The organism is Sulfitobacter sp. THAF37, assembly GCF_009363555.1.
Classification (GTDB): Bacteria; Pseudomonadota; Alphaproteobacteria; order Rhodobacterales; family Rhodobacteraceae; genus Sulfitobacter.
The window spans coordinates 37,435-60,900 of sequence record NZ_CP045375.1; the positions used below are offsets into that span (position 1 = coordinate 37,435).

General features: G+C 57.8%; 29 protein-coding genes and 2 pseudogenes. 13 read left to right on the forward strand and 18 right to left on the reverse strand.

All coding sequences use genetic code 11. The features are described from left to right. Genes FIU94_RS19020 through FIU94_RS19045 form a run of 6 tightly spaced genes read right to left on the reverse strand, consistent with a single transcriptional unit; the run spans position 1 to position 4,167 of the window. Entirely contained in the window at positions 1–1,374 is a 1,374-nt protein-coding gene (locus FIU94_RS19020) for a M23 family metallopeptidase (RefSeq protein WP_152467400.1), read from the reverse strand. Next, complete coding sequence (locus FIU94_RS19025; protein WP_043754945.1) at positions 1,371–1,997, reverse strand: SCO family protein; 627 nt, start codon at positions 1,995–1,997, stop codon at positions 1,371–1,373. Before FIU94_RS19025 ends, FIU94_RS19020 begins: the two co-directional genes overlap by 4 nt. Beyond that, positions 1,997–2,437 carry a copper chaperone PCu(A)C gene (locus FIU94_RS19030; protein ID WP_043754977.1) on the reverse strand — a complete coding sequence of 147 codons (441 nt, stop codon included), beginning with the start codon at positions 2,435–2,437 and terminating at the stop codon, positions 1,997–1,999. The genes FIU94_RS19025 and FIU94_RS19030 overlap by 1 nt, the downstream gene beginning before the upstream one ends. 55 nt (positions 2,438–2,492) lie before the next feature. Next, positions 2,493–3,152: a thioredoxin domain-containing protein gene (locus FIU94_RS19035; protein ID WP_043754942.1), complete on the reverse strand. Its 660-nt coding sequence runs from the start codon at positions 3,150–3,152 to the stop codon at positions 2,493–2,495. Then, positions 3,149–3,571: a disulfide bond formation protein B gene (locus FIU94_RS19040; protein WP_043754939.1), complete on the reverse strand. Its 423-nt coding sequence runs from the start codon at positions 3,569–3,571 to the stop codon at positions 3,149–3,151. Before FIU94_RS19040 ends, FIU94_RS19035 begins: the two co-directional genes overlap by 4 nt. Positions 3,572–3,576: 5 nt before the next feature. Continuing rightward, entirely contained in the window at positions 3,577–4,167 is a 591-nt protein-coding gene (locus FIU94_RS19045) for an SCO family protein (protein WP_152467401.1), read from the reverse strand. Between the two features lie 207 nt (positions 4,168–4,374). Between FIU94_RS19045 and FIU94_RS19050 the strand changes: the two genes are divergently transcribed. The 8 genes from FIU94_RS19050 to FIU94_RS19085 all read left to right on the forward strand — a co-directional run bounded on the left by FIU94_RS19050 (position 4,375) and on the right by FIU94_RS19085 (position 9,884). After that, positions 4,375–4,803: a helix-turn-helix domain-containing protein gene (locus tag FIU94_RS19050; protein WP_037239845.1), complete on the forward strand. Its 429-nt coding sequence runs from the start codon at positions 4,375–4,377 to the stop codon at positions 4,801–4,803. 1 nt (position 4,804) lies between these two features. Next, positions 4,805–5,131, forward strand: a complete 327-nt coding sequence (locus FIU94_RS19055; RefSeq protein WP_043754923.1) for a YnfA family protein — start codon at positions 4,805–4,807, stop codon at positions 5,129–5,131. Between the two features lie 78 nt (positions 5,132–5,209). After that, on the forward strand, positions 5,210–5,944 hold the full coding sequence (locus FIU94_RS19060) for a cytochrome c biogenesis CcdA family protein (RefSeq protein WP_043754919.1): 735 nt from the start codon (positions 5,210–5,212) through the stop codon (positions 5,942–5,944). A 93-nt stretch (positions 5,945–6,037) separates the two neighbouring features. Next, positions 6,038–6,799 (forward strand): transglutaminase family protein, encoded by a 762-nt coding sequence (locus FIU94_RS19065; RefSeq protein ID WP_043754917.1) that lies wholly within the window; start codon positions 6,038–6,040, stop codon positions 6,797–6,799. Next, the gene (locus tag FIU94_RS19070) at positions 6,789–7,727 is read left to right on the forward strand and encodes a cation diffusion facilitator family transporter (RefSeq protein ID WP_043754913.1); all 939 of its coding nucleotides are present in this window, start codon (positions 6,789–6,791) and stop codon (positions 7,725–7,727) included. The genes FIU94_RS19065 and FIU94_RS19070 overlap by 11 nt, the downstream gene beginning before the upstream one ends. Before the next feature lie 7 nt (positions 7,728–7,734). Next, positions 7,735–8,283: an isoprenylcysteine carboxylmethyltransferase family protein gene (locus tag FIU94_RS19075; RefSeq protein WP_043754909.1), complete on the forward strand. Its 549-nt coding sequence runs from the start codon at positions 7,735–7,737 to the stop codon at positions 8,281–8,283. Between the two features lie 103 nt (positions 8,284–8,386). Further along, a complete protein-coding gene (locus tag FIU94_RS19080; RefSeq protein WP_081979727.1) occupies positions 8,387–8,956 on the forward strand; it encodes a L,D-transpeptidase in 570 nt (189 codons plus the stop codon). Positions 8,957–9,137: 181 nt separating this feature from the next. After that, complete coding sequence (locus FIU94_RS19085) at positions 9,138–9,884, forward strand: hypothetical protein (protein ID WP_254702699.1); 747 nt, start codon at positions 9,138–9,140, stop codon at positions 9,882–9,884. Positions 9,885–10,096: 212 nt separating this feature from the next. On the opposite strand, the gene FIU94_RS19090 is transcribed toward FIU94_RS19085, so the two are convergent. After that, a complete protein-coding gene (locus tag FIU94_RS19090) occupies positions 10,097–10,684 on the reverse strand; it encodes a hypothetical protein (RefSeq protein WP_152467402.1) in 588 nt (195 codons plus the stop codon). Between the two features lie 66 nt (positions 10,685–10,750). Between FIU94_RS19090 and FIU94_RS19095 the strand changes: the two genes are divergently transcribed. Further along, on the forward strand, positions 10,751–11,269 hold the full coding sequence (locus FIU94_RS19095; protein WP_172975964.1) for a Crp/Fnr family transcriptional regulator: 519 nt from the start codon (positions 10,751–10,753) through the stop codon (positions 11,267–11,269). Positions 11,270–11,525: 256 nt separating this feature from the next. Then, positions 11,526–12,077 carry a tyrosine-type recombinase/integrase gene (locus FIU94_RS19100; protein ID WP_254702700.1) on the forward strand — a complete coding sequence of 184 codons (552 nt, stop codon included), beginning with the start codon at positions 11,526–11,528 and terminating at the stop codon, positions 12,075–12,077. 216 nt (positions 12,078–12,293) lie between these two features. Here FIU94_RS19100 and FIU94_RS19105 read toward each other — a convergent pair whose 3' ends face one another. The 3 genes from FIU94_RS19105 to FIU94_RS19115 all read right to left on the reverse strand — a co-directional run bounded on the left by FIU94_RS19105 (position 12,294) and on the right by FIU94_RS19115 (position 14,499). Further along, the gene (locus FIU94_RS19105) at positions 12,294–12,827 is read right to left on the reverse strand and encodes a GrpB family protein (protein WP_368407153.1); all 534 of its coding nucleotides are present in this window, start codon (positions 12,825–12,827) and stop codon (positions 12,294–12,296) included. 335 nt (positions 12,828–13,162) lie between these two features. After that, positions 13,163–13,396: a hypothetical protein gene (locus FIU94_RS19110; RefSeq protein ID WP_152467405.1), complete on the reverse strand. Its 234-nt coding sequence runs from the start codon at positions 13,394–13,396 to the stop codon at positions 13,163–13,165. A 131-nt stretch (positions 13,397–13,527) separates the two neighbouring features. Beyond that, positions 13,528–14,499: an IS481 family transposase gene (locus tag FIU94_RS19115; protein WP_152467406.1), complete on the reverse strand. Its 972-nt coding sequence runs from the start codon at positions 14,497–14,499 to the stop codon at positions 13,528–13,530. 363 nt (positions 14,500–14,862) lie between these two features. Between FIU94_RS19115 and FIU94_RS19120 the strand changes: the two are divergent. After that, a pseudogene (locus FIU94_RS19120) lies at positions 14,863–15,619 on the forward strand (IS5 family transposase). 115 nt (positions 15,620–15,734) lie between these two features. Here the strand turns inward: FIU94_RS19120 and FIU94_RS19125 are convergent. Beyond that, the gene (locus FIU94_RS19125; RefSeq protein WP_152467407.1) at positions 15,735–16,457 is read right to left on the reverse strand and encodes a YafY family protein; all 723 of its coding nucleotides are present in this window, start codon (positions 16,455–16,457) and stop codon (positions 15,735–15,737) included. An 85-nt stretch (positions 16,458–16,542) separates the two neighbouring features. Here FIU94_RS19125 and FIU94_RS19130 point away from each other — a divergent pair, with 85 nt between their 5' ends. Beyond that, a complete protein-coding gene (locus tag FIU94_RS19130; RefSeq protein ID WP_152467408.1) occupies positions 16,543–16,938 on the forward strand; it encodes a RidA family protein in 396 nt (131 codons plus the stop codon). Positions 16,939–17,089: 151 nt separating this feature from the next. After that, entirely contained in the window at positions 17,090–17,821 is a 732-nt protein-coding gene (locus FIU94_RS19135; RefSeq protein ID WP_152467409.1) for a class I SAM-dependent methyltransferase, read from the forward strand. Positions 17,822–17,881: 60 nt separating this feature from the next. Here FIU94_RS19135 and FIU94_RS19140 read toward each other — a convergent pair whose 3' ends face one another. The 7 genes and pseudogenes from FIU94_RS19140 to FIU94_RS19170 form a co-directional block, all read right to left on the reverse strand. Continuing rightward, positions 17,882–18,706 carry a class I SAM-dependent methyltransferase gene (locus FIU94_RS19140; protein WP_152467410.1) on the reverse strand — a complete coding sequence of 275 codons (825 nt, stop codon included), beginning with the start codon at positions 18,704–18,706 and terminating at the stop codon, positions 17,882–17,884. A 41-nt stretch (positions 18,707–18,747) separates the two neighbouring features. Then, a complete protein-coding gene (locus FIU94_RS19145) occupies positions 18,748–19,518 on the reverse strand; it encodes an isocitrate lyase/phosphoenolpyruvate mutase family protein (protein WP_152467411.1) in 771 nt (256 codons plus the stop codon). Then, positions 19,515–20,588: a bifunctional transcriptional activator/DNA repair enzyme AdaA gene (locus FIU94_RS19150; protein WP_152467412.1), complete on the reverse strand. Its 1,074-nt coding sequence runs from the start codon at positions 20,586–20,588 to the stop codon at positions 19,515–19,517. The genes FIU94_RS19145 and FIU94_RS19150 overlap by 4 nt, the downstream gene beginning before the upstream one ends. A gap of 103 nt (positions 20,589–20,691) precedes the next feature. Beyond that, positions 20,692–21,303 carry a VOC family protein gene (locus FIU94_RS19155; protein WP_152467413.1) on the reverse strand — a complete coding sequence of 204 codons (612 nt, stop codon included), beginning with the start codon at positions 21,301–21,303 and terminating at the stop codon, positions 20,692–20,694. Positions 21,304–21,351: 48 nt separating this feature from the next. Continuing rightward, complete coding sequence (locus FIU94_RS19160) at positions 21,352–22,008, reverse strand: LysE family translocator (protein ID WP_152467414.1); 657 nt, start codon at positions 22,006–22,008, stop codon at positions 21,352–21,354. Positions 22,009–22,012: 4 nt separating this feature from the next. Continuing rightward, a pseudogene (locus tag FIU94_RS19165) lies at positions 22,013–22,874 on the reverse strand (NAD(P)-dependent oxidoreductase). Beyond that, positions 22,871–23,410 (reverse strand): DinB family protein, encoded by a 540-nt coding sequence (locus tag FIU94_RS19170; RefSeq protein WP_172975965.1) that lies wholly within the window; start codon positions 23,408–23,410, stop codon positions 22,871–22,873. Before FIU94_RS19170 ends, FIU94_RS19165 begins: the two are co-directional and overlap by 4 nt. Positions 23,411–23,466 lie beyond the last annotated feature (56 nt).

Sequence of the window (23,466 nt, forward strand, 5' to 3'; positions counted from 1 at the left end):
TTAAAGCCTTTCGGTTGTTGTTTGCACAAATTCGCTGGCGAGCCTCTCAGCGAGTAGCGAACGCGCCTCAGACAGTCGTTCAAGCGCAGCAGTGTCGTCTGCATCCCGCTCGGCCGCCTCTGCCAGTCGCTCGTCTGAAAGAGGATCGGTCGGGCGACCATCCACCAGAACCTCGTAGTGCAGATTGGGACCGGTCGCGGTGCCGGTCGCACCGACGCGACCGATCATGTCTCCGGCCATCACGCGCTGCCCTTGTTCGAGGCTGTCCGGCACCTCGCTGAGATGTGCGTAGCGTGTAAGTGTGTCGGATCCATGCGCAATCTCCACCACCCGGCCATATCCACCACGACGTCCGATAAAGCTCACGCGTCCGGGCGCCGTTGCTTTTACCGGCGTACCGCTTGCCGCGGCAAAGTCGACGCCGGTGTGCATGCGCACATTCCCATAGACTGGGTGTGTGCGACGGCCAAAGACGGAACTCAGCCGCGCTCCTTCCACCGGTTGCGCAAACACGCGCAGCACTTCTCCGTCGACATAGATCGTCGCTTGACCGCTGCCGTCGTCCGGCCAGACGATCTCGTAGACCGATCCACCAAGATCCAGCTCAGCGAAGGCAAGCTCAGGCTGACCAATTCTCTGGGTGCCGTCCCGTGCCTCGCGCCAAAGGAGGCGCATCGTCTCGCCACCGGAAAGTTCGCGTCGAAAATCCACTGTGCCGCCCAGCATCTGCGCCATGTCGACCGCAAAGCGAGCAGGGATGCCCGCCTTGTCCAACGCCGCGAAGATAGAGCTTTCGATCACTGCCTCGCCCGCGAACGTTACCATTTCAGGGTCTGGCTCCAACACGCGTGTGACAAATTTCTGACCAAAGACCGTTTCGATCCGCACCCCATTGTCAACTGCCAGTTCCACGCGGCTCGGATTTCCGTCAACCTTTGAGATCACGGTGATCTCGTGGCCCGGGCGCAATCGGCGCAGATCATATTCTGCTCCAAGCGCGAGCGCGATTTCGGCGCGCGCAGGCGCAGCGATACCCGCGTCCGCCAGGACCGCATCCAGAGTCTCGCCCGACGCAATCTCACGCGACCAGGTGATCAAAGGCGGTTCAATCTCGGGCAAGGCGGTTTCTGCGAAGACAGATTGCAAGAGCGGCAGAGGTCGCATTGGGCTAGCATTGTCGGCGTGAAATGCAGCGGGCGGTGTCACATCGTAGTCGGCGATCTGAGGCATCGAGAGCGGATCGGGAGTCCAGAGGGTCGCTTCAGCAATCGCAGGAGGCACTGCCTCTTTAGAAAGAACGCCAGAAATGGCGATGGCGGTCAGCGAAAAAGCGCCTGCGATTGCCACGGTCGCCAAAACAATTCTAATCTTCATGTTGCCCCCTCTACGTATTCTGTCAGTGCACGCCGGATCTTCGGCACTGCGAATTCTCTTGGCTCGTGATAGTCAATCATGGTGACAAGTTCACCCTTGGCATCGAACAGGAATACGCTTGCCGTATGGTTCATTGTATAGTCGCCGCCTTCGGTCGGGACGCGCTCATACGAGGCACGAAATCCTTCTGCAGCGCGGGCAATCTGGTTTGCCGGCCCAGTCCAGCCGCGAATAGCCGGATGAAAATAGCCGACATATTCGGCCATGGCCTCGACCGTGTCCCGCGCCGGATCGACTGTGATAAAGACCACGTTCATCTGCGCGGCTTCGTTTCCGAGATCTTCAAGCCAGCCTGAGATATCCGATAATGTTGTGGGGCAGACATCCGGGCAGTAGGTGAACCCGAAAAACACCATGGTCGGGCGTCCGATCAAGGTTTCTGGGCCCACTTCATTGCCTTCGTGATCGGTCAGTCGGAAATCCATCGCCGACAGGGGGAGAGGCCTTTGGCCGGCCGGTTTTGGTGCACCGGGACCATCCACCCGCCACCAACCGACGCCGAGCATCAGAGCGACAGCGCCTACACCGGCTGCACCGTATTGGACCACATGCCGACGCTGCATCAGCTCTCCGGCCCGCGCGCGGCGATGCCCAGAATTGGGACCTCGACAGTCACTTCACCACCGTCCGAAAAAGTCAGTGTCAGCGGAAAGGTCTCGCCTTCGATCATCGGGTTTTGCAGCTTCATGAGCATGGCGTGCAATCCGCCCGGCTTCAACGCAACGCTTTGGCCCGGTTCAATCGTGATCTCGCCAGCAGGCGCCATTGAACTGACGCCTTCGGCGTTGGTTTTCGTCTCATGGATCTCGGGCATCATGGCCAATGGTGTTGTAAGCCCGGTCAGCGTGACCGTGTCTTCACCGGTGTTGCGCACAGTCATATAGGCGGCACCAGGGCGGTTGACGCCGATTGAAGCACGGGACCACGCGTTTTCGACGACCACATCCTCCGAACCGGCAAATACCGGAGTCGACGTGCCCGAGAGCAGTAAGAGAAGGCTCAAGCCCTTGATGTAGGGTAGTTTTTTCACGAACAATTCTCCTGTATCTAACCGAGCGTCAATTTTGGCTGGCCGCAACTTCCGCAGCCACCAGCCGCCGTAGTTCGGCCTCACCGAACGGGTCTAGCGGTTTGGCGTTAACGAAGAACGTGGGCGTTTGTCGCACGCCTACCGCTTCGACATCAGCGCCGTCCTGGTTGAGCACTGCCACGACACCGGGGGCCAGCATCTGTGTCCGAGCCGCTTCGACATCCAGACCACCGCTTGCGGCAATCTCAAGGATCAAACCCGGTGCCGGAGTGCCATGGGACGCCCATCGCGGCTGCTCGCGCAGGACCGCTTCCAGTACGGGTTCGAACACATCCTGCATCCGCGCAGCTTCGAGAACGCGGATCGCTTCCACCGAAGCGTCCCCATGAAAGGCAGTGTATCGAATTACGACACGGACCGCATCACCGTGCTCAGCCATTATATCTTTGACCACGGGATAGAATGCGCGGCAGGCCTCGCAAGCTGGATCGAAAAACTCGACAATCGTGACAGGTGCCGTTTCGGGGCCGAGGATCGGGGAATAGGACCGGATCAGCAAATCGTTCACTTCGGGCGCGACAGGTACTGCCTCTGCCATGGGTTGGGGGCGGGTGGCATACCAGGCCGCGCCGCCAAAACCTGCGGCACCAACAGCCAGAACGGATAGAATGAGTCCGCGTCGATTCATGTTTGTTTTTCCTTCAGTGAAATGGCCGACAGCATCCCGATCATCGTGAAGGCGACAAGCGCCATCAGCGGAATCGGAATGCCGAAGACCACCTGGTTGTCGTCGGTACAAGAGGGGCCGGTCGCCGTGCATGGCTGGATCGCCTCGGGGATCAGCCCGACATAGAGGCCGATGTGATACAACGCCACTGCCGCCCCCCCAAGCGCCAGTGCAACGCCATAGCGTCCCACGCGCGGATCCTGCCACCACAGCCCGAGCCCAAGAACGATAGCCAGGGGGAACATGAAGGCGCGCTGGAACCAGCAAAGGACGCAAGGCGTTTGACCAAGCACCTCGCCAATAAAGAGCACGGCAAGCGATGCGATAAGCGCAATGATCCAAGCAAGAACAAGCGCCGTTTCTCCGGAAAGGCGGGTCATGGCGATCAGATCCTCTCTCTCAGATCCGCAAGGATCTCTTCGGCGGGTGTGCCGTAGGGCCAGGAATTGGCGAAGCCCGCCCGCGGATCAAAAAGAAACAGGTGCGATGTGTGCCCCATTGTATAGCCATCCGGCGCGCTGGCCTCTTCGATCCGTTCGAAGTAGATCGGAAAGGTTTCAGCGGTTTCAGCGATCTGATTGGATGTTCCGGTCAGACCGATGATGCCTGCATCAAAGCGCGGCACAAAGTCGGCAAGAGTCATTGGCGTATCGCGTTCGGGATCAATCGAGATGAAGATCGGCTGCACTTTTGCGGCATCCTCGCCAAGTCCATCCATGACCGCCGCCACCTCTGCAAGCGTCGTCGGGCAGACATCGGGGCAATTGGCGAACCCAAAGAACACAAGCATCCAGCGACCCGCAAAGTCTTCTTCGGTGCGGATCATGCCCGTATGATCCGTCAGCTCAAACTGCGCAAGGAAAGGTGGTTCGGTCTCGGTTTGGGCAAGATCGGCGCGATAGTCCGCCCACAGTAACAGCCAGATGAAAACAACAGCCAGATGAAAACGAGCGCCGCGACGCCCGCCAAAACCCATAGTACTTTTTGAAGACCTGAAAGCTTCACGCCGCTCCGCCAGAATTTGATTCTATATTTTAGGCGCGTCTACACCCTCTAGCTACTGTAGGTTCAAGACCTATTGTGGACGGAAGAGCGATGTTCACCGATCTGTGAGATGCCAGGCGGAACTTGTGCTAAAAAACGCTTAAAGCTACACGGGCTGTAGATAGTCTGGAGAGGTGATATGCTGACAATCGGCACTTTGGCAAAAAAGACCGGGACGAAGGTGCAGACGATCCGCTATTACGAGCAGATCGGACTCTTGCCCGAGCCGGGGCGATCGGCTGGCGGTCAGCGGCGCTATGGAGATAGTGAGCTTGACCGCTTGTCTTTCGTCCGGCATGCGCGGCAACTCGGGTTCTCGCTGGACGCGATCCGTGAGCTTCTCGATCTCAGCGATCATCCGGACAAGTCTTGCGCGGAGGCCGATGCGATCGCTCGCCGACAACTCAAGCAGGTTGAGCAACGTATGGCCCGACTTGAAGCCCTTCGGACGGAATTGCAGAGGATGGTGCATGAATGCAGCGGCGGGCACACGGCGGATTGCCGTGTGCTGGAGGTGTTGCGCGACCATTCCGAGTGCCTGACGGACCACGACGAGATCGGCGCCTGAGATGACCGCAGTGCTCGTCTATCCGCTCGCGGCCTTGGCTGAGATCGCCGGATGCTTTGTCATCTGGGCATGGTGGCGTCTTGGCGCGTCCCCTCTTTGGCTTGTCCCCGGTGTGGCGGCGCTGGTGGCGTTCGGCTGGCTTCTGGCTCAGGTCGACACTGTGGCTGCGGGACGCGCCTTTGCGGCCTATGGTGGGATCTATATTGCCGCGTCCATTCTCTGGATGTGGCTCGCCGAAGGGCACCGGCCGGACAGGTGGGATCTGCTCGGCACCGCTGTATGCTTGTTGGGTGCCGCTATCATCCTCGCGGCACCCCGCGGAGCGTAAAAAACGGCATTGCCCCTACAGTAGCTTTAGCTTTTACAACGGTGCGCGTTTCACAGGCTAAAGCAAGGCAGGAATTGAATGTTCGAAATCTCAGGTGTTGGAATCGTCGCGGCTTTTCTGGGTGGCGCTATATCCTTTCTGTCGCCTTGCGTCTTGCCTCTTGCACCTGGCTACGTCTCTTACATCGCGGGACAGCCCGCCGCGAAATCCGGGGCGGCGCGCAGCATTGCCGAACGGGCGCGCAGCGTGGTCCTGAGTTTGTGGTTCGTGCTCGGGTTTTCGACAGTCTTCGTGGCGCTCGGGGCCGGGGCAAGTCTTTTGGGCGGGATGCTCTTGCGCTGGAAATACGAACTCGGGCTTGCGGGTGGCTTTTTGATCGTCTTGTTCGGACTTGTCATGATGGGCGCGATCAAGATCCCCGCCATGATGCGTGACACGAGGCCCGACGTGAAAGTTGACGGCGGCAGCGCCGTCGGAGCCTACCTTTTGGGCCTTGCCTTTGCCTTTGGCTGGACGCCCTGCATAGGCCCTGTACTCGGGTCGATCCTGGCAGTGAGCGCGACATCTGGAGCGGACGGGATGGCCTTGCTGGCAATCTACTCCGCAGGACTTGGAATGCCGTTTCTGATCATAGCGCTCTTCACCAACGAGATTGCAGGCAGGCTAAAGCGGATCGGTGCGGCTGGTCGATGGCTCTATCGTATATCGGGCGGTCTGATGGTGCTGATGGGTATCGGCGTGATGACAGGTCAAATCAGCCGCCTTGCCTTCTGGCTGCTCGAAACCTTCCCGGCCCTTGGCACGATCGGATAAAATCATGATCGAAAGTGACATTTGAGAAAAGGCTTGTCTCTCTAGTCACTGTAGAGATTAAGACTCCTCGTGAACGATTCGAGGAGAGACCCTGTGGCACCCACCGTTTCCTATTTAACCGCGACAAGACTGCTGGATTTTGACTCGCCCTCAATCTCGAACCTGATACGAGATCGTGGCTGGCATGACCTTGCCCGTGTCGACCGGATTGGCGCGGTTTATGACTTTGTGCGAAACGAGATTGCGTTCGGCTACAACCGCGTCGACGACATTCCCGCCTCTGCGGTGCTGACCGACGGCTACGGGCAGTGCAACACGAAAGGGACGCTTCTCATGGCACTGCTGCGCAGCGTAGGCATCCGCTGCCGACTGCACGGCTTCACCATCCACAAGGCCCTGCAGCGTGGCGTGGTGCCCGAACTGGTCTACCCCCTCGCACCGTCCGAAATTCTGCACTCGTGGGTCGAAGTCGAAACAGAAGAGGGCTGGATCAATCTCGAAGGCTTCATTCTGGACGCCCCCTTCCTGCAGTCGCTTCAGAAGGAATTCAGCGAAACAGAAAGCCTTTGCGGCTACGGGGCCGGAACGGATTGCCTGAGTGCGCCACCAGTCAGTTGGAGCGGCGGCAGCACTTATATTCAGAAAACCGGTATCGTTCGTGATTTTGGAACGTTCGAAACCCCCGACGCCTTCTATGCAGAACATGAGCAGAAGTTCGGCCGTTTGCGTGGATGGCTCTACCGCAACATCATCCGTCATTGGATGAACGCCCGCGTTCGGGCCTTCCGCGCGGGCCGTCTGAAACCCGACGCGTCCGTTGCGCACCTGCACGGGGGAGAGACCCATGCCACATGATCACCACGGTCACAGCCATGCCCATTTGGACCCGTCCAGTGGGGATCGCCGCGTGGCGATTGCGATTTGGGCCAACGGACTTCTGACCGTCGCCCAGATCGTGGGCGGCATTTTCGCAGGCTCACTCGCGTTGATCGCGGATGCGCTTCACAACTTCTCGGACATGGCCGCGCTCGTCATTGCCTTTGCAGCCCGAAAGATTGCACGTCGGCCAGCCGATGAACGGATGACGTTTGGCTATGGCCGGATCGAGACGGTGGCAGCCTTGATCAATTACACAACGCTGATCGTGATCGGGCTCTATCTTATCTACGAAGGCGGCATCCGCCTGTTTGAACCGCCCGAAGTTAAAGGGTGGACTGTCGTTATCATCGCGGGATTGGCGCTGGTCGTCGACGCCCTGACGGCGGCGCTGACCTATTCGATGCAGAAGGGCAGCCAGAATATCCGCGCCTTGTTCCTGCACAATCTTTCGGACGCGCTGGCCTCGGTCGCCGTGATTGTCGGCGGCACACTGATCATACTTTATGACATGCGTTGGGTTGATCCCGCAATCACAATCGGGATCGCGATTTACATTCTGTACCTGGCCTTCACTGAGATTGGTGGCCCTGTCCGAACCCTCATGCTCGGTTCTCCGCCGGATATTGACGGGGAGCAGGTGGTGGCTGCCCTGCGCCAAACAGATGGCGTCAGGGACGTGCACCATGTGCACCTGTGGCAGATGGAAGAAAATGCGCCGGCGCTCGATGCCCATGTCGTGGTCGAAGACGCCGCATGGGACCGGTTGGAACAGATCAAGGCAGAGCTAAAGACGCAGATTGGTGCAGAATTTGGGATCAATCACTCCACTCTGGAGTTTGAGCGCACAGGTGCCTGTGATGCCGAGGCTCCACTGTTCGGTCATGACAAGCGCCAGGGTCAATAGGTCTTAGATGTCTGCCGTGCTTGTCATCATCGGTTTTCTGATTGCTGCAGCTACTCTCGGTGCGCTGGTTTGGTCGATTGTTTATCCTGCGAGACGCATATGGCCGCCGAAAACCTACAGTGCCTGGACGCCAGTCGTCGTCTGGGTTCCAACCTTTGCGTTGTTCGGGACACTGATCGCACTTGGAGTTATTGGTTGGGGCCAAATGGTGTTGCCGGCTTGGTTGCGATATGGGTTGGGCATCCCAATCGTCGTCTTGTCGAATGTCGTGGTTTGGAGTGCCGTTAATAGATTCGGGATTGCGCAAACGGGTGGTGCCGAGGGAACGCTAAAGACAAACGGCCTATATCGCTACTCGCGCAACCCGCAATATGTTGCCGATGCCTTCATGGTTTTTGGGTGGCTGGTTCTTTCTGCATCACCAATTGCTCTGGTGGTAGGAATACTGGCGATTGCCGTACTGATGATCGCGCCCTTCGCCGAGGAGCACTGGTTGCGCGAGCGCTTTGGGCGCGAGTTCGATAACTACTGTGCAAAGACGAGACGCTACCTGTAGACAGGTTAACTCACGAAAACGTCAACCTTGCACCTATTGAACCTCTAGCTACTAGAGGCACTACCAATTCAATTAAAGAGTAATCAGAAAAGAGGCTAAGAGTATGAAGCTCGATGTCCGCTCAAGACGCCAATTTCTATGCACGGCTGCGGCCGGAATCCTATCTGTGCCAGGGTTGCTTCGCGCCCAAGAGCCAGAGCCAAATGCCGTGCGAAGAAACATCTCATCGTTCAAAGTCGACTCTTGGCAGGAGCACTTCGATGATCTTGAACATGGTGCAATCCTTTGCGATATCAATTCGCGGGCGGTTCAATTCTGGTCTGAGGACGAAAGCGTCTATAAGCTCTATCCATCAAGCGTACCGGCGTCTGAAGAACTAACGCGCCGTGGCTATACTCGCGTTATCCGGAAGGTCGAAGGCCCAAGTTGGCGACCCACGCCGTCCATGAAAGAACGCAATCCTGAGTGGCCGGACTATTGGCCTCCGGGTCCGGACAATCCCCTCGGGACACACGCTCTTTATCTTTCCTGGCAATACTATCGAGTTCATGGCACCGGCGACACTCGCAAGATCGGACGCCAGTCTTCCAACGGTTGCATCGGCCTCTATAACGAGCACATTGCGGAGCTTTTTGATTTGGCGGAGGTTGGTACGCAGGTCAGGATTTTCTAGATGCCGGCTTCTTATTCAAGCATCGTAGTGCGTCGGTGAATAAATGTCACAAAATACGCTTTCGGAACTCCGAAGAGAAGCGTTATTATTTTACATAAACTTCATTATGCGCCGACATACTTAGTGTTGCGATAGTATAATATCGTATGTATGCTGAACTCTATCGCAGAGGGTCCTCAGCATGCGTCATCTACTCAAGAAACTCCTCCCCTCGGTCGCAGTCGCTTTGACTGTGACAAGTTCTTCGCTGCCGATGCCCGCCCGCGCGCAGACATACCCGATCGATTGCGCGATCCTCCTGTGCCTTTCTGGTGGCTGGCCTGCTTCCGTGCCATGCGCCAGAGCCCGCGCCGAATTCATCCGACGCATTACGCCTTGGCCGGTGGAACCCCCGCTTCAAATCTGGCGCTGTCCCATGGGCGCGTCCTTTGAGACCGCTCCAGCAGCAAACAGTATAGACCGCATCTTTGAAGCGTTCTTCCAGAACAACAGCACTGGACCGCGCCAATCCTTTCCAGCGCGCGATACCGCTGACCCAATTGCGGCCGCTTGGCGCACCCCAGAAGCCCCAGGCTACCTTGTTCCCGCCGACCAGGCCCTCCGGCTCGTTCAAGATCGCGCCGACATCGATATCAGCGGACCTGAGTTCAACTTCGTGCGGTCTATCCGGGTCTTTGATGTCCGGTATGCGCGACAGCACGAATCCGGACGTGACGGCGACTGCAATCGTAGCGCCACCGTGGTCCTCGGCACATACGGAACCCAAGGCGACTTCGCCTGGCAGAGATCTTCCATCACAGCCCTACCCTCCGTCCATATCGGCCTCGAACGCTGGGGCCAGACTTGCCCCAGCATCTATCACCGTTCCGTCTTCGTCGACTGGCGTGACTATGAAGGGAACTACGGCTTTGAGCAGGTGAACTATTAGCGCCCACAAAGACAGCGTTGGCAATCAGCCGTATTGACCTAAGTGCTCCAAGTCACTCGATTACCGGTCGTTCGCTGCTGTAGATGCCAAGGTCTGGAGAGCGGACGAAGCTGCCGTCCAACTCAACGAAGCGAACGTCAGCTTGTCATCGACCTGCTATCCCTTATGCTACAACATGGAACGCGACTTTGGGCCGGACTTGTCGCATCGCGTTAGTGGGCGTGGGCGTTTTCTCCGCGCGCCATCACCATATGATGTTCGCGGTGATGGTCTTGGCTTGCCATAAGTCCGAAAAACCCCAGCCCCCTTATTCGAGCCACCACTGACGGGTCGTCACTCGTTACTCGAAGCTCAACTCCGTTTTCCGCATCGACTGCCTCGACAGTCCAACGGTCGTCCCGCGCAAGCTGGGCCGCGTGTGCGGGCACCATGCGGCGGATAGTGGCGAGCGTGTCGGCATCTCCCGTTGCCATCGCGGAAAGACCGTCTGGCAGTTCTGTCTCCTTCACAATCGTGCCCGAGACCAAGCGGTCCATATCGACCAAATGCGCCCGCAGGCCCGCCAAATCGACTTGGCCCCAGTCTGTGTCAGGATCTGCATCCAGCAAGCGCACGACTTCGGACAGGGCGGCGAAAGCCCCTTGTCCCGGCTCGGTGAGGATTGTGTTTTGGAGCTGCTGGGCTTGAGTTTGAGTTGCGTGATCCATGCCTTCGCCATGGCCGGAATGCGTTGTCTGGGCTACTGCAAAAGCCGTTCCACCAAGCAGCGCCGTCACGATTAGAATCATCTTCGTTTTCATTCTGTGTCCTCACGTTTATCCAAAAAACCCTATCGGACACTGCAGCCATGCCGTATGATTTCTATCATGTCAGACTGGCAGCAGATATTTGATGACGCGCGGATGAAGACCTTCGAGCAGGGGGCCGTTCTCTTTCGCAGGGAGGATCGCGTTCATTCGATGTATCTTGTTCGATCCGGCATAGTCGAACTTCTGCGTCCACTTGCTGATGGAACAGCACTTACGCTCAACGTTGCCACGGCTGGAATGGCGCTGGCCGAAGCGTCGTTGTTCGCCTCTACCTATCATTGCGATGCGATGGCACGCATGAATGCCGAAATAGCGATCATGCCCCGCGCCACCTTTCTGTCTGCGCTACGCAAACAGCCAGATGCTGCTTTGGGCCTGATCGAAACCCATGCCAAAGAGGTCCAAGCCCAAAGATCGCGTATCGAGATCTTGCGCCTTCGCCGGGTGTCCGACAGGCTGGACGCATGGCTGGAGCTACACGGTGAGCCACCGGCAGGTGAATGGATTAGGGTTGCCGATCAGATCGGTGTATCGCCACCCGCGCTTTATCGGGAACTTGCACGTAGGCGGAAGTAAGAGAAATCATCGTCCGCACCAGTGATCAAGAAGAGCAGACCTTTGCTGCGCAGTGGCATTTCGGTAAAATGGGCTCCAGGCCGACCTCGGATGCGACGCAGCATCCTGTGATATGGTGGCATCGTCAACGTCGGGTTGTCGATGTGGGAGGGCATGGCGGATCGGAGGATCAGTCATGGGAACACCAAACTTACCGGCCATTCGTGCGCTTCGCCCCGCATGGAACAAGGGTCGCATCGTTGGATAGAAGCGGCCTTTGAAACCCAAACACGTTTGGGCAATCCGCGTTCGACTTGAACTGGCCAAGAACCATCGCGACCTTGCGCTGTTCAATATGGCCATCGACAGCAAACTGCGCGGCTGCGACCTGGTGAAGATGAAAGTCGTCGACGTCATGGCGTCCGGTCAGATCAAAGAACGGGCATCGGTCCTTCAAAGCAAAACCCAGAAACCTGTGCGATTTGAGATATCCGAGGGCACACGCGCCTCTGTCGAAAAGTGGATGGAAGATGAGCTCATGGTCGGCTCGGAGTACCTTTGGTCGGGTCGGTTCCATGAACGTCTGCACATCTCGACACGCCAGTACGCCCGGATCGTCCGAGATTGGGTCACGTCGATCGGTCTGGAGGCCAGCGCATACGGAACGCATTCGATGAGGCGAACAAAGGTGACCCAGATCTACAAGAAAACGGGCAACCTGAGGGCGGTCCAGCTGCTACTTGGGCACACCAAAATGGACAGCACCGTCCGGTATCTCGGCGTGGAACTGGAAGATGCCCTTGCGATTGCAGAGGCCATTGAAATCTAGCAACTTGGGCCGTCTTCGCGGGCGGCCCAAAGCGGACATTAGTCTGCAAACTTTGTCCGAGCTGCTCTCGGCCGATAGTTGCCCTCCGGTGGCGACTGCGGTTTCTCGTGTCGCAGCCCACTTAGTAGTCATTCGGCGCCTTTGCAAAATCTGGAGGTCGTCGATTGAGAAACGTGCAGACAAGACCGCAACTCGCTGCGCCTGCGCCTGTATCGGTTATCCCTTTGTTTGAAATTTCAGGTATAGCTCGTCAAGGAACGGGGCTTTGGCGCCTAGATACTCCGCAATCCCGCCTTTGTTGTCTCTTTCAAGGCGCAACTTAAGCTCTGCATATGCTCTACGGTCAGAAGAATTTGCCCGCAAGTGTTCACGTATTCCGAGCATTCGACTAATCTGTGTGTGACCCAATACGCAGACGTGAAGTTTGTGCGTTCGGATCCTACCTCTATCGCGTTTGAAAAAGTGATGACCATTCATCAGGTCCCCACCTCGATTATACTTCAAACGAAGCAGTTCCCCCTGCCAATGATGCAGTAGACCTAGTTCGGAAACGACCACCAGCATGTCAATTTCGGGTTTCGCCGCAAGACCTTCGACCGCAGTGCTTCCGACGTGGTGGATTTCGACAAACGCGTCTCCGAAGATAGGCCGAAGCCGTTTCGCCTCAGCTTCATAATGCCGAGGCCAATTCTTGTCGTAGTCGGTGATTGAACTTGTCAGCGGCATTCCACGACCATAACGTGTATCCATCAATTAGTGGAAGGGGGCGCCCGCTGCTTTGCCGAATGCGGGAGGCATTGGATTGCTGTTGGCGTCGGTGGCAACACAGCAACTTCTTGACAAGGAGCCTCGTGAGGGTCCGTTCGTCTACACGTTTTTCTTTTTCGCGTTCGACCCCAAATATTTTTCGGATGGGATGATTATGCCTGAAATATGCGCCGCCGATCTGCATCCGAATGAGCCTGCTATCGTGTGCTCGCAGGTTCCTGATGAGTAGGAAAGACTTTTACTTTCGGGATTGCTAGGGTCTTCCGACCCTACGGTCTTTCAGCTCACCACTGCCGCCCCCACTTGTCACCGACTATTCAATCGCGTCCTGAGCCTTCACTGCAGCGGACGAGGTCCACGATGAACACGTCCTTCCAAACAACGTTAAGCCGGTCAGGCCCCTCCCGCTGAGTGAAGCGGAAATAAGTACGCTCTCGCGAACCAATCTCAGCCTGCCCTTCGATCTGGAGAAAATCGGCTGCGATATAGATAACCGGCGCTGTTCGGACGATGTCGCGCACAATGGCATCGCCGCCGAAAGTCAAGATCATATCTTCTGCGATTTCGATCTTCGTGATCGAGGTGCCGAGCTTTTCGCACTGGGATGTAGAAACATCCCAGGTCCCGATGATGCTGTCCGGCAGTACCTCCGCAGATGTGGGCGAGGCGGCAAATGACAGGACTAGGTGTCACATCCCGCGTGATTGTAGACGCGCTTCTTGAACATCTCTGGCCTCTGACGTTGCCAGTCCTTGAGCGCCCTGATGGGCGTTTGGCCCTTCAGGGCTGATTGCGGCAACTGGCTGTTATAGAGGTGGACGTAGCGCAGGATGGTCTGCTCCAAGTCCTCGCCGCTCTGGAAGCGGTGGCTCTGTAGGACATCCTCGATCCGGCCATTGAAGCGCTCGACCATGCCGTTGGTCTGCGGGTGCATCGGCGGGGTCAGGCGATGCTCGATGCCAAGTTCGGAGCAGAGCAGGTCGAATTCGTGCTCTCCGGTGGCGGCGCGCTTGCGCAGGCCGAAGAGGTGGTCGGTGAAAGCCTTGCCGTTGTCGGTCAGCACGCGGGTGATCTTCATCGGTGCCGCGCGCTCCAGGTCGCGCAGGAAGCGGCGCGCGTTGGCAGCAGTCTGCGCCGGATAGATGCGCACGAAGACCCACCGCGTCGCCCGGTCGATGGCCACGAAGAGGTAGCGACGGCGGTCCTCGTCGGCCATCTGGGGTAGATATTTGATGTCGATGTGCAGGTAGCCAGGCTCGTAAGCCTTGAAAGTGCCATGCGCGGGCTTCGGCTCTTTCGGCTTCAGCGCCTGCAGGTTGCCCACCCCATGGCGGCGCAGGCAGCGGTCGAGGCCAGACCGCGAGACGTGCGGATTGAGGAACTCGCGCACCACCGCGAGCAGGTCGTCGAGCGGCAGCAGAAGCGCCTTGCGCAACGCCACCGCGACGGCCTCCTGAGGTGGGGTCAAGGTTGTCTGCAACCGGTGCGGAGTGTGGCTCCGGTCGTGGACGTCGTCTCGGCTCCGCCACTTCCAGACCGTCTGTTCGGAGATCCCGTAGCGCTCGGCCACCAGCCAGGCCGGTTCGCTGCTCGCCTGGATCGCCGTCCGGATCTTCGGTGTCGTGGTGGCCTGCTTGTGCAGAGAGATCAGCATGTTCCCACCCCCTCCCGAACCTCGCGCAGCATCGATCTTGCCATGAACAGGGCTGACCGGCGAGGGTCTATGTGATCATCCGGGATGGAACAACTAGGATCGAAAGTTTAAGAAGTGAACGTGGCATGAGGCAGCTCCTAAAATATCTTAACGCCAAATAGCGATGCCGGTTCACTAACTCCAAGACTACTCGCGTACTAAATTGGCGCAAAGCCGTACTTGGTTTGCCTTGTTTCGTGTGCTCGCCTCCAATCACCAAAATTTTTTATTTTCTATACACTGCGTCGGCTGAACAACTAGGGTCAGAACCCATCGATTTCCGATTAGTGGCATGAATCACGGGTCGAAAGTTGAGCGGTGACCATGCCTGATCTTTCCTGGTTGAGCGATGCACAGATGGCGCGCCTTGCGCCCTTCTTCCCGAAGCCACAAAGCAAGCCTCGAGTCGATAATCGGCGCTTGTTGAGCCGGATTATCTTCATCAATCGCAATGGCTTGCAGTGGCGCGATGCCTGAGCGGCCCATGGTCCGCACAAGGCACTCTACAACCGCTAGAAGCGGTGGAGCGACAAGGACATCTTTGCCCGAATGAGGGCCGGTCTGGCTGCCGAACATGGAAAAAAATAAACCGTGACGATTGATGTCTCCTATCTCAAACCAAACCGTACAGCGACCAGTATGGGCGTCAAAAAGGGGGCGTGGGCGTCTGATTTTTCGCACGAAGGGCGGCATGAACACTAAATTGCACGCCATTTGCGACATCCAGGGCCGACCAATCAATCTGATCGTTGCAGCAGGACAAGTCAGCGATTACATCGGCGCACGGGCCTAGCAGAGCAGCCTGTCGAATGTTTACTAGCTGCTCGGTGACCGTGGTTATGAGGCCAATTGGTTCAGAGAAGCGTTGAAAGACAATGGGATACGCGCCTGTACCCCTGATCGGACACAACGGAAGAAAACTGTCAGATACAACAAGCGTCGCTATAAGCAACGCAACCGGATGAAACTCGTGTTCGGCAGGCTCACGGAGTAGCGGTGAGCGACATCATGATCCGACCGATGCCCAAAGGTCTGCCTGTCAGCAATCGTCCTCGCAGCACGCGTCATTTATTGGCTATGAGTCCTGACCCTGGTAGTCGGTGAATACGGATCGTCGAAGTGATGTATCTAGCCAAATAGGATGCGAACGAGATTGCTCCAGTCATTTGATCGTTGGGCCGACATGTCTTGATGGATCAACCCTTTCGAAGTTCGTTGTACGGACAGACATCATCTTCGAAGGGAACGTGTCTTCTGCGGAAATTGGTTTCCGCTAGTGCTTCCGGACTGCTGATCCGATCCATCCTGAAGTGCCGAAAGCCATGGCGGTCAGGGTCCCAACCGACAAGGTACCATAGTGGCGGCAGGACAAGCATGGCCTGAGGCTCCACTTCCCGCTGGGTCTCGCGCCCCTGTGCATCGCGATACCGGAACCGGAGGAGCCGTCGAGCAAGGAACGCGGTTTCGAAGGCAGGTAGCAGATCCGGATCCATTCGCCCCATATCCGACAGATCCTGCAGCGGCGACAACTGACCGATGTGCAGGCATGCGAGCATCGCGCGCAAATCTCTGACCTTGTCAGCCGACAGCGACCTCTCGATCTTGGCCAGGCCAAGGTCCGCAAGATCTGCGAAAGGAAGGTTTCCGGCGGCGCGCATGGCTGCGACGCTGATGAGCAAAGCAAACACTTCCGGGACCAGAAGCTTGGCCGTTGTGTGCAGCGATTGCGGATCGAGCTGTACTCCGCCGCCTCGCCCCACGTCGGAATGAATCACATATCCTTCATCCCGCAAGGCACCGATATCGCGCAGAATGGTCCGCCGGGAGGCCCCGACCTCCTGCGAAAGCGCCCCAATCGTGGACGTGCCGTTCCGACGCAGCGTGCGGACGATCGCGTCATGTCTGAGTCTTACGTTCATTTGCAAAGGATAGCACAAAAGGTGCCAAGATTTGGCACCGTTTTGTTCTACCCCTTTTCAGCAACTGTAAAAAGGAGATTGCGACATGGAACGAACGGCAGTGAACCCGTGGGATTGGTCGATCAAGCTGGGATACAACCAGGCCGAAGCGATCGAGGGCGCAACGCGCCAGCTGATCTGCTCGGGTCAAACGTCGGTCGACGCGAACGGAAATCCGCAACATGCCGGTGATATGCGGGCACAGATCGACCTCGCCCTGGACAATCTCGAGGCGGTGCTGAAAGGGGCTGACATGGACTTCGGCAATGTCGTCCGGCTCGGCATCTACGCGACGGACGTGGACGAGGCTTTGAAGAACTTCGACCTGATGGGGATGCGGTTTGGCCCTCACCAAGTGGCACCACCGATGACCTTGCTTGGGGTCACCCGCCTCGCCATGCCGGGTCTGCTGTTTGAGATCGAAGCGACAGCAGCAGCCTAAGTGAACGAGGGAAGCGGTCATCGGCCCAAGTATAGCGCGCGGCCGCTTCCTTCTCAGGACAAAAATTAATTGAATTGCAGCGATGTGCCTGATTCACTGAAGACCAAAGCAGGGCCATCTTAAACTTGCCTTTTCGTAACTGGACCCTCCAATGACTGCGATCTACGACACAATCGGTTTGAACTACGCCGAATTGCGACGGGCAGATTCTAGAATTTTCCAGTCGATCCATAAGGCGCTTGGCGACGGCAGAACTGTTCTAAACGTCGGTGCGGGCGCCGGCTCCTATGAACCGATTGATCGAGACGTCACGGCCCTCGAACCGTCGTCCGAGATGATCGCGCAAAGACTTCCATCCAAGACAAAAGTCGTTCAAGGCAGAGCTGAAAATTTGCCATTTGATGACAATAGTTTCGACGCCGTCATGGCCGTGTTAACGGTCCATCACTGGAACGACAAGGAAAACGGCATGGCTGAGATGCGCCGCGTGTCTCGTGGCCCTATCGTGATACTCACGTATGATCCCGCCTTCCGTGACTTCTGGCTTCTCGACTACTTCCCGGAACTTGCCGCAGCAGATGAAGGGCTGATGCCTCCATTGAACAATTACAGCGACTGGCTTGGCCGCGTGAACATATCACCGGTTCCAATCCCGCACGATTGTTCAGACGGGTTCCTTGCTGCCTACTGGCGACGCCCCGAAGCATATCTTGATGCTCGCGTCCGCGCGGCAATATCTTCATTCTGGAAGCTGGGCGACACCGCACCAGGTTTACAACGTCTCAAGACAGACCTCGAAAGCGGCAACTGGCGAAGGAAATATGGGGAGCTTCTTGATCTCGATGAGCTCGACTGTGGGTACAGGCTGGTCGTCGCATCTTGATGTTGCGGTCACTCTCATGATCGCGTTGGTTCAGCAGCCAAAGATCCAGGTCACGCCCGTTTATGGGTCCGGTTTGCTTGCGACAATAAGTGCGTGCCCGCAGGTAGCTACCACTGCCTCGTTTAACGAAAGCTTGTCGGCTTGTTTTTGCATGACTTTCGCAAGATCAGGGTCGTTGTGGGCAACTTCCAGATACGCCTTCTCTCTTCCGTAATGAATGCTCCGGACAGAAATGGTCTTGTCGACCTGAAACCCTGAAGCGCGGAAGAGATCACCGGCTTCTAGTGGTGTCAGGTAACACCCGGACTGAAAGCCTTCGGCAGAGGGATTCTCAAATATGCCGTCGGTTGCCGCGTCGGTGAACGCAGAGACATTGACCTGCTCCGGCGATCTAGCCGCTCGATCTATCAGATCCGCAACGCCGCTCAGCCTCGGAATGAACGCGGCCAGAATGATACCTCCCGGACGCAAGACACGAAAACAGTCGCGCGCGGCCGCCGTTCGGTCTTCACTCTTCGTCAGGTGATAAAACGGTCCAAGGGCAAGGACGCAGTCGAAGGAAGCGTCGGCGAAGGCCGAGAGATCGGTCGCATCGCCAACAACCGCGCGCGGCGTTGTGCTGGCGTGCGGACTGGCGGCAATCCGGGCATTGGCCTCTTCGACAAGGTGCGGCGAGAGATCAACAAGTTGGCACCGATGCCCTCGCTCCGCCATGGCGAGTGTGTAGCGCCCGGGACCACCACCCAGATCCAGCATATCGCATGCCGCCGGAACGGAGCGATCAATGATCCGCAGCGTCCGGTCCAGTTCGACGATGCCGGCGGGCGTCTCCAGTCGTGCCCACTCGTCGAAGCTATCGTAGTATTGGAGTATGGAGGCCGTCATTGCATCTCTATCGCATCCGGTCGGTCACAGGCTGCAGCGCATCACGAGGCAAGAGCCTCGGACTGCGCAGCAACCAGGTCTTTCATGGCCATGATGTAAGGTCCGGGCCCGTAGCTGGCACGTGCCACGCCGAGCGATGCGACCTTGGACACCGATGACAATTCCCCCATCATCATGACGTTGACCGGAAGCGTCGACGCCTCGCAGATGCGCGAGATAAGCGTCGGGTCGGTCAGCCCGGGGATGAAATAGCCGTCCGCGCCCGCCTCGGCATAGCTGTTCTGGCGCGCGATCGCTTCTTCGACCAGAAGCGCGTGTTGAACGCCCGCTTCGTTCTTCAGAAACAGGTCCGTCCTCGCGTTGATAAAGAACGGGAGGCCAGCATCGTCTGCTGCCTTCCGTACGGCGCGCAGGCGCGCGACCTGGTCTTCCACCGGATGGAGACCCTCCCCGCCGACGATCTGGTCTTCGAAGTTCAATCCGATTGCGCCGCAGTCGATCAGGCGTCTTACATTCGCGGCGATATCATCGGGCGATTGTGCATAGCCGCCTTCGAAATCGACAGTGACGGGACAATCCACCGCGGCGGTGATCCGCTCGACCAGGGTCAGAACGAGATCTAGCGGGATCGCCTCGCCGTCCTCGAAGCCGTGCGCTGCGGCCATGGACCAGCTGCCGGTGGCCACCGCCGGTGCGCCAGCCTCGACCAATGCTTTCGCGCCGCCCGCGTCCCAGATGTTATAAAGGACAAAGGGGGTGCCCGGCTTATGCAACGCGCGGAACGCCTTCGCCTTCTGAGCCTGGTTCGTCATTGCAAGTGTTCCTTCTGTTCAAGTCTGTAACGTGTTTCGATTTCCAGCAGCCGCTGCTTGCGCCACAGCCCGCCCCCGTACCCCGTCAGGCTGCCATCGGCACCGATGACCCGGTGGCACGGGATCATCAGCGCGATCTGGTTGGCGCCGTTGGCGCGCGCGACCGCGCGCGTCGCGGCGGGGTCGCCGATTGCGATGGCGATGTCGCGATAGCTGCGTGTTTGACCTGCGGGAATGTCGCGGAGGGCATCCCAGACGATTTTCGAAAAGGCCGTGCCCGGCGGCGCCAACGGTGTTTCAAACTGGCTCGATGTGCCCGCAAAGAAGGCGTCAAGCTCTGCCGCCGCCTGTTCCGTCGCGGCCGTCTTGCCCAGACCGATCGCATTCCGGCCGTGCATCGCCAGCTTCTTGAGCTCGTTCGGCAGCGCCTTGCGGTCCACGAATTCGAGAAGATGCAGATGAGACGTGCTGGACACCGCGACCATGTCGCCAAGCGGTGTCGGGATCCAGGACGCGAGCAGAGTTCCCTCTGTGCCGAGGTCTTTTGGTCGACACCCCAGTAGCCGGGCGAAAGCGGCCCGGAAGGCACTGGGCGAGTCGAACCCCGCCTCCAGTTGCGCCTCGATGACCTTGCCACCATCGGCAAGCACCTCGAACCCGTCGCGCAGGCGGCGCTGACGCGCCATCTCGAGGAATGTCATACCGAACTGTCGTTTGAAACTGCGCCGCACCGTGGAAATGTCGTAACCCAGCCGCGCGATGTCCCGTTCGGACCATCTGACCTCAGGCTTTTCGTCCAGAAGCATCAGAAGCTCACCGACAACGGGATCGGCGGCGGCGGCTGCTTGCATGGGATGGCACCGTTTGCATGGCCGAAAGCCCGTTTCGATGCATTCCCCGATGGTGGCAACGAAGGTGCAATTCTCGGACTTCGGCTTGCGGGCCGGGCAGGTCAACCGGCAGAAAATCCCGGTTGTTCCGACGCAGACGTAGGCTCGTCCGTCATACCCCTCGTCGCGGTCCAGAAGGGCGCGGTAAAGCGTGTCGTGATCTGGCAGATCGAAAAGCATGTCGTATCCCAAGGGCAGGTGCGGTTGTCCCCGATACCTACGCGCCAAACAGCGTTTGGTCCGTCGAAAATCGGGCGTGTATTTCACTTCTTTTTCGACGACCTCAGATCGGTGAAAGGAAACCGGTGCACTGGTTCGAACGTCCATCCGGCGTGACGAACACAAGCCGAAACCCCGGTTGTCCTTTCACAAGTTCGATCCTTTCGCACCATTGAAGTAAATGCGCTGCTTCTTGCGGGTTCGGGAGGCTGAGTTCGCAGAGCGCAAGCGTCGCAAATCGTGGCCTCTGCCGCTCACCGGGCAAACCGTCTGTCCGATCTATCGGCGGCACGCCACCCGGAGTTTGAAAAACGAAGGGCAAGGATTGGTTCAGGCTTGCCTGCGCGACCGGAATCGTCACCCCTGCAGGCAGGAACGGCGCCGAATACGCGTCACACGCAACAGGCGCCGCACCGCGCCACGACACGCCGATCGGCGAACCGGTACCACGCCCGCGATCTCCAAGACCTACGCGTTCGCTTTCCGAACTGATATCCGACCCGTCCAGCCAGAGGAATTCTACAAACACGTCGTCCAGACAGGCACAGATGTTCGTTGTCCCCTGCCCCGGATGCTGACGGGAATAATTGGTGACCAGACCAGCCGTCTGCATCAGACGTTCGGCGGTGCTTCGGTCCGCGACGAAAAGAAATATGTGATCGAGTTCTGTTTTCATAGTCTTCTGTCCTGGCCTGAAGCTGAATTCAGCAAATTGGATGGCTCGTCACGGTGATTGGCGGAGCAACAAAAGGCGGACGGCAAGCAGGGTCAGGGCCACACCCGTCAGCCCTTGGATCGCCTGCCAAAGTCGTGGGCGTCTGAGCCAGCGCACGAATTGCGATAATGTCAGCACTACAAAGCCATACCACGCAAGGGCAATGGCCGCGTGGACCAATGCCAGCACGAGAGCCTGAGACCAGAGCGGTGCACCGCCGACCACAAGGAACTGTGGAAACGCTGCAAGATAGAACAATGCCGGCTTTGGGTTGAGGATATTGGTCAGGAATCCCTCGGCGAAGCGCATCAGATGACGAGGCGCAAGACCTTCGGTTGCCGGGTCAAAGTCTGGAGTCGAAATCGTTCTCGGACCCGCGATGGCAGACCGCAAAGCTTTCAGCCCGAGCCAGAAAAGATACCCCGCGCCTGCGATCTTCAGAACTGTGAAGGCTGTAGCAGAAGTCGCTAGGATCGCTCCTACACCAATGAACGACAAAGTGGCGTGGGTCAGGATCGCTGTCGCGAAGCCCAGTGTATTGGCCAAACCGGCAAATCGACCGAATGTCGGCACGGTCCGCAGAAGTAGAAAGAGGTTCGGGCCAGGCGATGTGACAATGAGCGTCACGATGAATGCAAAAGCCAATAGTACGTCGAGGTCGGCCATTGTGTCACCGCAGCCTTGTCAGCAGACTCGATGTATCCAACCGGCCGCCACCGGCGCGCTGCACATCCGCATAAAATTGATCGATAAGAGCACCAACTGGAGCTGTTCCACCAAGGCGAGCGACTTCTTTCAATGCAATCGAAAGATCCTTGCGCATCCAGTCTACCGCAAAGCCGAATTCATATTCTCCAGCCTGCATCGTCTTCCAGCGGTTTGACATTTGCCAAGATCCGGCGGCGCCTTCGGCGATCGCTTCCATGACGGCGGAAAATGTCCAGTCCGGCGCGTTCTGCCAAGGCCATGCCTTCAGCCAGCCCTTGGACAACACCCGCAATGCAAAGTTGATTGACCATTTTGGCAGTTTGCCCGGACCCGACATCTCCGATCCTCACAACCTTTCTTGCGAACACCTCGAGCACAGGTTGGACGATTTCAAATGCAGCGATCTCTCCGCCGACCATCACAGACAGCTGGCCGGACTTGGCACCCGCTTGGCCACCGGAAACAGGTGCATCGAGATAGTGGCAGCTTTTTTCGTTGAGCAGGTGAAAAAGCTCACGGGCTACGTCTGCAGAAGCGGTGGTACAATCAACGAAACACCCACCTTCCGAAAGTTCGGAAAACGCTCCATCGGGCCCGATTGTGACTTCCCGAAGATCTTCATCTGCGCCGACACAGCTCAGAACGATATCGGCGCCTATCGTCGCTTCCGCCGGGCTCGCAGCCTGCCTGCCGCCGTATTCTTCGACCCACTCTCTGGCTTTGGAGGGCGTTCGATTGAAAACTGTCACTGAATGACCTGAACGCGCCAAGTGCCCTGCCATCGGATATCCCATGACACCCAAACCAATCCATCCGATCTTCATGACGATGCATCCGCCCTCAACTCTACGACCATTTCAGGCCACACATCGCGGAGGAAGACGGTCAGGTCACTCGCTGCAGTCTTAGCCTTGAGCGGATAAAGAAGCGTACTGACAAAGCCTCTATGATACGTCGCATGATTGACTAGGTGGAGCAGGATGTCCTCACGGGTCATTGCGCCCTGCCCACCCCCAACAAACGTGAACTCGATCGTTTCGGCCAGATCGCTGGTCGTCCAGTCCCTTGCACAGCGCACGTAGTAGCTGTTCATGGCGCGCAGCCGCGTTGCCACTTGTGGAAAGTCGAGAACACTGGCCCGATGCCGCGCATCATGGCCATGGGAGCGACCTTCCAGATGCGCCTGAAAGATCTCTCCGACGACCAGAGTATGATCGAACGTACCCGCAATCGACTTGAAGAGAGCATCGCGCGGCGCACTTACGGCGTTCTGTGGCAGCCTTTCGGCGGCGGAGAGCATCACATCGTCGGCCCACTCCATGTAGGCTGTCATGCGGTGACAAAGCGAAAGCGCAGGCATTGAATATTCTCCTTGATTTTCCATGAAATGAACTGTCCTAATGTTCCGATCAAGGT